Raw genomic sequence first — 8,282 nt, forward strand, 5'->3', positions numbered from 1 at the left:
TCCTATCGCCTCGTCAAAGGCCGGGTAGCGCGTGGCGACGCCGCGCATCGTCTGGGAAGCATCGCCATGGCAGCCGGCGCAGGCAACATCCGCCCTGCCCCCCGCCTGTTGCCAGAGCTGCTCGCCCTGCAGCACCCACAGCATGCCGGGGTTGCTCGTGTCGTCGGCCTGCAGCGCCTGCGTCTCCGGCGTCATAAAGTCGAAACCGGAGCGCTTCGCGCTGTCTTCGATGCCGGCGGCAGAGACGATGCCGCAAATAGCGGCAACACCGAGGGCTGCTAGCCGCCAAGGCGTATGCATTAGTTCACCGTTATCATGGCGGACGCCGTCTGCGTCCTTCCTGTGTCGTCCGTCCAGGTGAAGTCGATCGTGCCGCTCGTCGTGGCGACGAGCGTGAAGGCAATGAACGGATTGGCCGACACCGCTGGAAAGAGATCGGCCGAAAACACCTCCTCGCCGTTGTAGGCGCAGGCGAAGCGGCGGATGATGTCGCGGGGGATGTTGGAGCCGTTCGGGCCGATACGATAGCCGGTTTCCATCGGATGGGCGATCATCGCCTTGATCTCGACGACCTCGCCCTGCCTGGCCGTTTTCGGCACATTGACGAGCGCGCGCGCCATTATGAGAGATCCTCGATGCAGGCGGCCAGCGTGACGATGGCGCTCGCCCGGCTCGACCAGAAGCTGCCGTCGCTCATCTCCGCAACGGCCACCACCACCTGAGAGGTCGCGAGCCGGATCCGCGTCGAGACGGTGGCGCGGCCCGTGCGCGGCCCGAGGTGGAAAACCGCGACATTCGCCTCCGGGTTCTTCTCGTTGAAGACCGCGATGCGTCGGATATGGTCGTCCGCGGTCATCGGGCTCTCGGCGGCGACCGTGATCCCGACCGCGTTGCCGTTCTCGACCAGGGGTGGCAGATCGAGCCGGATGCGGCCGTCGAGGACGTCGGCTCCCCCGGTGAAGGTCCGGATCGCGTCCTCGAGGCTCGGACGGGCAACAGCCCAGCGCGGCAGACTTATCACCAGCAGACCAGTCATGCCGGCCCGAAGAAACTGCCGCCGTCCGGCCAAGCCTCCGTGAACTCGAAGCGGGTCTTCGTGCATAATCACCCCTTCAGCGTGGTGAGGTAGGCGACGATATCCTCGATATCGGCGCCGCTCAGGATCGGCTTGCTGCGCCAGACGGTGGCGACACGCCGGCCTTGCTCATCCGCGACCGGATAGTAGGAAGGCATGATCGTGTTCGGCACGAGCCGCTTCATGTCGACCACGCGCAGCCGGATCTGGCCATCCGAAAGCCTTGCCCCGACGCCGGTCAGGTCGGGCGCCAGCGTGCCGTGCAGATGCGCGTCGGGAAACGGGCCGCTGTGGCAGAGCGTGCAGAGGCTGCGCTGCCGGTCCGAGATCAGCGTGGCGCCGCGCGCCGGATCGCCCTTGCCGCCGACCAGAGGCTCCATGATCGCATCGCCGGTCACGACATAAGACCCCATCTCCTCGCCGGCACCGGGCGAGGCCGCAAGCTGCAATCCCATAAGAGCGAGGCAAGCCACCCTCATCATCCGAACGCTTCACTGGTGATCGTTCGGAACCAGTCCTCCGCATAGGCCGCTTCCAGTTCGCGATCGGAGGGCTGTGCTTCGAGCGGGCTGGTGCCGCCCGCACCCTCCACCTCGGCAAGCAGGCCGTCGCGCGGCTGGTAGACGCCTGCGATCGAAATGCCGTAGCCGGGCGCGACCAGGCTGTAGCAGGTGTTGATGAGCTTCGGCTGCGCCGGCTGCCGCTCCCTGACCAGCGCGCTGACCGCCTCGGCGCAAGCTTTTGCCTGGGCGTTGGCGCTGAAGGCGGATTTCGGCATAGCCCCGCCGATCGCCGCGTCGCCGACGACGTGGATCGCCGGCTGCAGGCGGGACTCGAAGGTGACCGGGTCGATCGGACACCAGCCCGTCTGATCGGCGACGCCGGCCGACTGCGCGATCCCGCCCGCACGCTGCGGCGGGATCACGTTGGCGACATCCGCCTTGTGATTGCCGAACTCGGTCACCAGCGTCCTTGCCGCCGGGTCGACTTCCGTCACCCTGCCGCCCGAGGACAGTGGCACCCATTCGATCAAGCCGGGATAGAGCTCTTGCCAGGCCGCTTCGAACAGGCGCTGCTTCGAAAAGGCGTCCTTGGCGTCGAGGATGATCAGCTTGGAGCGTGGCTTGCTGGTCTTGAGGTAATGCGCGATCAGGCTTGCCCGCTCGTAGGGACCGGGCGGGCAGCGGAACGGATTGGCTGGCGCGGAGAGAACGACGACCCCACCGTCCGGCATCGCCGCGAGCTGGTCGCGCAGCAGCAGCGTCTGCGGCCCCGCCTTCCAGGCATGCGGCATGATCGCCCCTGCCGCCTCGTCGTAGCCCGGCAAAGCGTCGAAGCGCAGGTCGACGCCCGGCGCCAGCACCAGTCTGACGTAGCCGATGTCCGTACCATCCTCCAGCCGAACGCGCCGGCGCTCAGCATCAACGGCGACAGCGCGCTTGCGAATGAGGCCGATGTCGCCGAATCGGTCATAACCGAAGGTCTGCGCCTCGATGCCACGCAGCCCTGCAACAACGGCATTGCTGAACGGGCAGGCCAGATAGGCTGTCGCTGGCTCGATCAGCGTCACGGCAAGGTCGCGATCCAGCCGTTTCAGCGCGCGGGCGCAGCTCGCCCCGGCAAAGCCGCCGCCGACGACGATCACGCGGGGCTGCGCCTGTGCGCGCACCTGCGGCGCGGCAAGGACGGCCGCGGCGACGCTGGCCGCCGCGCCACCGATCAGGGCTCTACGGCTGGGCATGGCGTGCCGCCTCCGGTTTAGCGAGCCATTCGGCGATGGCGCGCGTCTCCTCCTCGGTAAATCCCCTGGCGATGCGGTCCATGACCGTCGCCTTGCGCTCACCGGAACGGAAGGCTTGCATCTGGGCAATGATGTCGTCGGCCGCATGGCCGTCGAGCGAGGGGATGGCTGAGCCGAGCGCCGCCGGCCCGTGACAGCCGGTGCACGCCGTCGCACCAGGCGCCGCGTCGGCCCGCGCCGACGCGCTGGCCACGAGCCCCGCAAGCAGAACGGGCACGAACGATCGTCTGCCGCGCCTGTTCTTCGAGCGCCTCATGTCATGCGAGGTCATGGTTTTTCAACGGCAGTGTGCGGATGCGCTTTCCGGTGGCGGCGAAGATCGCATTGAGGACGGCCGGCGCGGCGACCGCTATGGTCGGCTCGCCGACGCCGCCCCAGAAGCCGCCGGACGGCAGTATGATCGTCTCCACCTCCGGCATCTCGGCCATGCGCAGAACCTCGTAGCTGTCGAAGTTCTCCTGCTCCATGCGGCCGCCATTGACCGTGCACTCGCCGTAAATGCAGGCGGAAAGGCCGTAGACGAAGGAGCCCTCGACCTGCCGCTCCACCTGTGCGGGATTGACGACATGACCCGGATCGGTGGCCGCCACAATGCGGTGGATCCTGAGCTGCCCGTCGGTGACCGAAACCTCCGCTGCCGCCGCGACAAAACTGCCGAAACCCATGATCTGCGCGAGCCCGCGGTGAACACCCGCTGCGGCCGGGGTGTCCCAGCCGATCCGTTCGGCAACCGCCTCCAGTACAGCGAGATGCTTCGGATGTTTGGCCATCAGCTTGCGGCGGAAGGCGAGCGGGTCGACGCCGGCCGCATGGGCGAGTTCGTCCATGAAACACTCGACGTAGAGCGCGTTCTGGTTGAGGTTCACGCCGCGCCAGAATCCTGGCGGGATCGGCGGGTTGCGCATCGCATGGTCGACAAGCAGATTGTCCACCGTATATCCCAGCGTGCCTTCCGTGCCGGCGAGCACGAGGCCCTGAAAGACCACCGGGTCCATACCGTTCTGCATGCCTTCCGGCCGCACTGCGGCAAGGATCGACTGGCCGGATATGCGCATGTGCAGAGCGGTCAGGTTGCCGTCCGCGTCAAGCGAGCCCGTCAGTCGGCATCGCGTGGTCGGGTGATAGGCGCCGTGCAGCATATCCTCTTCGCGCGACCACATAAGCTTTACTGGCGTTCCTGGCACCTGCTTGGCAATGCTGACCGCCTGGCGCACATAGTCCTGGAAGTTGCCGCGCCGGCCGAAGCCGCCGCCGAGATGGATCTTGTGCACCTCGCATTGCTGCACCGGCAGGCCTGCGGCCTCGGCCGCTGCAGCAAGGCTCGCCTCGCCATTTTGGGTCGGCACCCATACCTCGCAGCGCTCCGGCGTGTAGAGCGCCGTCGCGTTCATCGGCTCCATGGTCGCGTGGTTCTGATAGGGGTAGGCATAGGTCGCCGTGACCGTCCGGCCGGCGGCGGACAGGGCGGCACCCGCGTCACCTTGCTCGGCGCCAATGAAGGCATCATTTGCGGCGAGGCCCTCTTCGAGCATCGCCGCGATCGAGGCGCTGGTGACCTGCCTGTTGGGACCTTCGTCCCAGACGACCGGCAGGGCATCGAGAGCGGTCTTCGCCCGCCACCACGTGTCGGCGACAACGGCAACGGCGGTTTCGTCGACCTGAACGACGGTGCGCACGCCGGGCATGCCTGCGACCGCCGCCGCGTCGAAGCTCTCCACCTTGCCGCCGAAATACGGACAGGCCCGGATCGCCGCGTTGAGCATGTTCGGCAGCTTGAGATCAACACCGTAAACCTGGCTGCCGTTGAGCTTGTCGGCCGTGTCGAGCCGCGGCAGCGGCTTGCCGGCTATGGTCCAATCCTTGGGGTCCTTCAGCGTGATGTTGGCGGGCGGCGTCATCCGCGCGGCGGCGGCGGCCAACTGACCATAAAAGGTGGCGCGATCTGATGCTGCATGCGTGACCATGCCCATCCTTGCAGTGCATTCGCTGGCCGGCACGCCCCATTCGGCGGCCGCTGCGGCAATCAGCATCTCGCGCGCAACGGCGCCACCAATGCGCACATACTCGTGCGACTCGCGGATACCGCGGCTGCCCCCGGTCGAGAAATTGCCCCACACGCGGTCGCGTGCGAGGTTCTGGGCCGGCGACGGATATTCGGTCGTGACCTTTGACCAGTCGCAATTCAGCTCCTCGGCGACGAGTTGCGCCAGGCCGGTCAACGTCCCCTGTCCCATCTCGGAACGGGCGATGCGGATGACAACCGTATCGTCGGGCCTGATCACCACCCAGGCATTGATCTCCGGCGCGGTCTCGGCGCCCTCGGCAAGTGCCGGCTTGATGAACGGCACGTTGAATCCGAGGGACAGGCCGCCGGCCGTGGAGGCCACGCCGATGATGAAGCTGCGGCGGGAGATGGAAATTATGGCGTTCATGACTGATCTCCTCAACCGCGCTGCGTGGCTTCGCCGCTTTTGGCGGCCAGCTTGATCGCGGCGCGCACCCGGTTGTAGGTGCCGCAGCGGCAGATATTTGTGATCTCGGCGTTGATGTCCTCGTCCGCGGGGTTCGGGTTCTGCATGAGCAGGCCCGCCGCAGCCATGATCATGCCGGCCTGGCAGTAGCCGCATTGCGGCACATCGAGCGCAAGCCAAGCCTGCTGGACCGGATGTGAACTGTCTGGCGAAAGCCCTTCGATGGTGGTGATTTGCTGGTCCGGCTCGACCGCGCTCACCGGAAGTACGCAGGAGCGCGTGGCGACGCCGTCTATATGGACGGTGCAGGCGCCGCAGGCGGCAACGCCGCAACCGTACTTCGTGCCGGTAAGCCCGATCTGCTCGCGGATCACCCACAGCAGCGGCGTATCCGGATCGACCTCGATGTCACGGGGCGTGCCGTTGATGATCAATCTGGCCATTGTGCAATCCTTTCGATCAAAGGCTGGCGAGGACCGCCGTCTGGATGCCGCGCGGCATGGCCTGGCGGCAAAGACCGGAAGTCCGGGCTAGCGACGAGGCCAAGTTAGGCGGAAGCTGTCGCAGAACCTTGTCCCGACGACCGGCAGTTCATCGCAAGCTGTCGCAGGCGCTGCGCTCTGATACATCTCGTTACACTTCTCACGCTTTGTTGATGCCGCACGAGATTGCCGCCGTGGCGCAGAAGGTGATCATCCGTGTAGACGCAATCTAAATATCGTCGATACTGGCCGACTATTCAGCGGCGGCTTTGGAGCATTGGTATGGAAGCGGCGCAGCACATCGCGGTCGTCGACGACCACAGGGACATCCGCGACCTCGTCGGGAAATACCTCACCCAGCAAGGTTATCGCGTCAGCGTCGCCGACAGCACGGCCGCGCTCAAGCGGCTGCTCGACCGCAGCCTGCCCGATCTTATCGTCCTCGACGTCATGATGCCTGGCGAGGACGGCATTGCCGCCTGCCGGCACGTGCGCGGGACGGTGGACGTTCCGATCATCTTTCTTACCGCCATGGCCGAGGAGATCGACCGGATCGTCGGCCTCGAGATCGGGGCCGACGACTACCTGACGAAGCCGTTCAATCCGCGAGAACTGCTGGCGCGGATTAAGGCCGTGCTCAGGCGAGTCCACAGCCTGCCGCCGCAGCGCGGTCGTCTCAAATCGAACGCGCTGCGGTTCGACCGCTGGACGCTGAATGTAGGCCGCCGCGAGCTGGTCGGGCTCGACGGCGTGGCGGTCGCGCTCAGCACGGCTGAATTCCGCCTTCTCACCGCCTTTATCGAGCATGTCGGGATCGTACTCAGCCGGGATCAGCTGCTCGACCTCACGGTTGGGCGCTCGGCCGACGGGTTCGACCGGGCCGTCGACAACCAGGTGAGCCGGCTGCGCAAGAAAATCGAGGCGGACCCGAAGAGTCCGATGCTGATCAAGACGCACTGGGGCGGCGGCTACTGCTTCACCGCCGAGGTGGCTCCGGCATGATGCTGTTGTGGAGACGCAGCCTGGCGGCCCGCTTCCTCATGCTGGTGCTGCTTGCGCTCGCCCTGTCGCAGGCAATCACATTCCTGATCTCGTGGGACGAGCGCGGACAGGCCCTGCACGCGGCGGCCAAGGGCGAGTTCGTCAGTCGCACGTCCTCGCTTGCGCTTCTGCTGGACACCACGCCGCCCTCGCTTCGGCCCGACATCCTCAACGTCAGCGGCACGGCCTATACGCGTTTCTGGACCTCGGACGGCGGACCGAACAATCCCCTCGCCTGGCAACAGGAAGCCTTGACCCAGCTCGCCAAGCCGCTGCCCGGGATTGCCGGGAAGTATGCCGCCTACGTGAACGGACAGGCCTCGAGCGCAGTCGATGCCGCCGACCGTTCCGTGCCGCCGCGCATGGTGGATTTGTCCGGCAATGGCAGGCCTTTCTCTCGGCCGGCCAAGTTTCTTTATATGGACGCCGCCCCAAACGGCATGGGCCTTTCCGTCCGCCTCGATGACAGCACCTGGCTGAATGCGGCCTACGCCAAGGCAATGCCGAACGCCTTCTGGACGACGCAATCGGCGATATCGCTGGCGCTCACTGCACTCATCCTCTCCGCCATCGCGATTTTCGGGGCGCAGGCAATCGCGCGTCCGCTGCGACGGCTCGCCAATGCCGCTGAACTGTTCGGCCGCGGCGAGGCTGTGCCGCGGCTGCCGGAATCAGGGCCGGCCGACATCCGCCAGACCGCCGAGGCGTTCAATCGCATGCAGGAGCGCCTGCAGCGTTTCGTCGAGGACCGCACGCGCATGCTGGCGGCGATCAGTCACGACCTGCGCACGCCGCTGACCTCGCTCAGGCTGCGCGCGGAGTTTGTCCAGGATCACGATCTCCAGGAAAAGATGTTGAAGACCATCGAGGAGATCCAGTCGATGACGGAAGCAGCGCTCGCCTTCGCGCGCGAGGACGCCGCCGTGGAGGAGACGCGAACCGTCGATCTTTCGGCGCTGGCCGGCAGCCTCTGCGACGATCTGGCAGAGCTGGGCCAAAACATCACCGTCAGCGACGGGCCAAAGGTGCTGTATCGCTGCCGGCCGGACTCCCTTCGCCGGGCGATCCGCAATCTCGTCGAAAATGCCGTCCGCTATGGCGAGCAGGCCAAGGTGAGCCTGGTCAGGAGTGCCGACAGCCTGGACATCGTGGTCGAGGACGCCGGACCTGGCATACCGCCAGGCGATATGGAACAGGTGTTCGCCCCCTTCTTCCGCCTGGAGCAGTCGCGCAACCGGGAGACTGGCGGCGTCGGGCTCGGCCTGTCAATTGCCCGCGCCATCGCCCGTCACCACGGCGGCGACATCGTGCTGGAAAACCGGAGCAACGGTCTTCGCGCGGTCATCAGGCTGCCGCTCATCGACATGGCCAAGCAGCTGGCCCCGGCGCCTGTACCTGAAACGCACCCTCCG

9 protein-coding genes and 1 pseudogene are annotated in these 8,282 nt (G+C 66.3%); 2 read left to right on the top strand and 8 right to left on the bottom strand.

Annotated features, from left to right (window positions below):
- The 8 genes and pseudogenes from EOA85_RS20140 to EOA85_RS20175 form a co-directional block, all read right to left on the bottom strand.
- Positions 1-300: pseudogene (locus tag EOA85_RS20140) on the bottom strand (sulfur oxidation c-type cytochrome SoxA); the annotation flags it as partial.
- On the bottom strand, positions 300-620 hold the full coding sequence (soxZ, locus tag EOA85_RS20145; protein ID WP_127210908.1) for a thiosulfate oxidation carrier complex protein SoxZ: 321 nt from the start codon (positions 618-620) through the stop codon (positions 300-302). The pseudogene EOA85_RS20140 and the gene soxZ, both read right to left, overlap by 1 nt.
- Complete coding sequence (locus EOA85_RS20150; protein WP_127210909.1) at positions 620-1,102, bottom strand: SoxY-related AACIE arm protein; 483 nt, start codon at positions 1,100-1,102, stop codon at positions 620-622. Before EOA85_RS20150 ends, soxZ begins: the two co-directional genes overlap by 1 nt.
- Positions 1,103-1,104: 2 nt before the next feature.
- Positions 1,105-1,554, bottom strand: coding sequence for a sulfur oxidation c-type cytochrome SoxX (gene soxX, locus EOA85_RS20155; RefSeq protein ID WP_127210912.1), 450 nt, complete (start codon positions 1,552-1,554; stop codon positions 1,105-1,107).
- A complete protein-coding gene (locus EOA85_RS20160; RefSeq protein WP_206523332.1) occupies positions 1,554-2,816 on the bottom strand; it encodes an NAD(P)/FAD-dependent oxidoreductase in 1,263 nt (420 codons plus the stop codon). Before EOA85_RS20160 ends, soxX begins: the two co-directional genes overlap by 1 nt.
- On the bottom strand, positions 2,803-3,147 hold the full coding sequence (locus tag EOA85_RS20165) for a c-type cytochrome (RefSeq protein ID WP_245485894.1): 345 nt from the start codon (positions 3,145-3,147) through the stop codon (positions 2,803-2,805). The genes EOA85_RS20160 and EOA85_RS20165 overlap by 14 nt, the downstream gene beginning before the upstream one ends.
- Positions 3,134-5,308: a molybdopterin cofactor-binding domain-containing protein gene (locus EOA85_RS20170; protein ID WP_127210910.1), complete on the bottom strand. Its 2,175-nt coding sequence runs from the start codon at positions 5,306-5,308 to the stop codon at positions 3,134-3,136. Before EOA85_RS20170 ends, EOA85_RS20165 begins: the two co-directional genes overlap by 14 nt.
- An 11-nt stretch (positions 5,309-5,319) precedes the next feature.
- Complete coding sequence (locus tag EOA85_RS20175; protein ID WP_029352620.1) at positions 5,320-5,790, bottom strand: (2Fe-2S)-binding protein; 471 nt, start codon at positions 5,788-5,790, stop codon at positions 5,320-5,322.
- 321 nt (positions 5,791-6,111) lie between these two features.
- Here EOA85_RS20175 and EOA85_RS20180 point away from each other — a divergent pair, with 321 nt between their 5' ends.
- Together EOA85_RS20180 and EOA85_RS20185 are read left to right on the top strand one after the other, a co-directional pair.
- Positions 6,112-6,831 (top strand): response regulator, encoded by a 720-nt coding sequence (locus tag EOA85_RS20180; protein WP_065009610.1) that lies wholly within the window; start codon positions 6,112-6,114, stop codon positions 6,829-6,831.
- The coding region (locus tag EOA85_RS20185; protein ID WP_127210911.1) for an ATP-binding protein at positions 6,828-8,282 on the top strand (1,455 nt) is incomplete at its 3' end. The genes EOA85_RS20180 and EOA85_RS20185, both read left to right, overlap by 4 nt.

The organism is Mesorhizobium sp. M5C.F.Ca.IN.020.29.1.1, from assembly GCF_003997375.1.
Taxonomy (GTDB): Bacteria; Pseudomonadota; Alphaproteobacteria; order Rhizobiales; family Rhizobiaceae; genus Mesorhizobium; species Mesorhizobium wenxiniae.

Coding starts and splice junctions, on each gene's coding strand:
- EOA85_RS20160 (WP_206523332.1), bottom strand. CDS start 2,816: ATGCCCAGCCGTAGAGCCCTGATCGGTGGCGCGGCGGCCAGCGTCGCC.
- EOA85_RS20170 (WP_127210910.1), bottom strand. CDS start 5,308: ATGAACGCCATAATTTCCATCTCCCGCCGCAGCTTCATCATCGGCGTG.
- EOA85_RS20180 (WP_065009610.1), top strand. CDS start 6,112: ATGGAAGCGGCGCAGCACATCGCGGTCGTCGACGACCACAGGGACATC.
- EOA85_RS20165 (WP_245485894.1), bottom strand. CDS start 3,147: ATGACCTCGCATGACATGAGGCGCTCGAAGAACAGGCGCGGCAGACGA.
- soxZ (WP_127210908.1), bottom strand. CDS start 620: ATGGCGCGCGCGCTCGTCAATGTGCCGAAAACGGCCAGGCAGGGCGAG.
- EOA85_RS20175 (WP_029352620.1), bottom strand. CDS start 5,790: ATGGCCAGATTGATCATCAACGGCACGCCCCGTGACATCGAGGTCGAT.
- EOA85_RS20150 (WP_127210909.1), bottom strand. CDS start 1,102: ATGCACGAAGACCCGCTTCGAGTTCACGGAGGCTTGGCCGGACGGCGG.
- soxX (WP_127210912.1), bottom strand. CDS start 1,554: ATGAGGGTGGCTTGCCTCGCTCTTATGGGATTGCAGCTTGCGGCCTCG.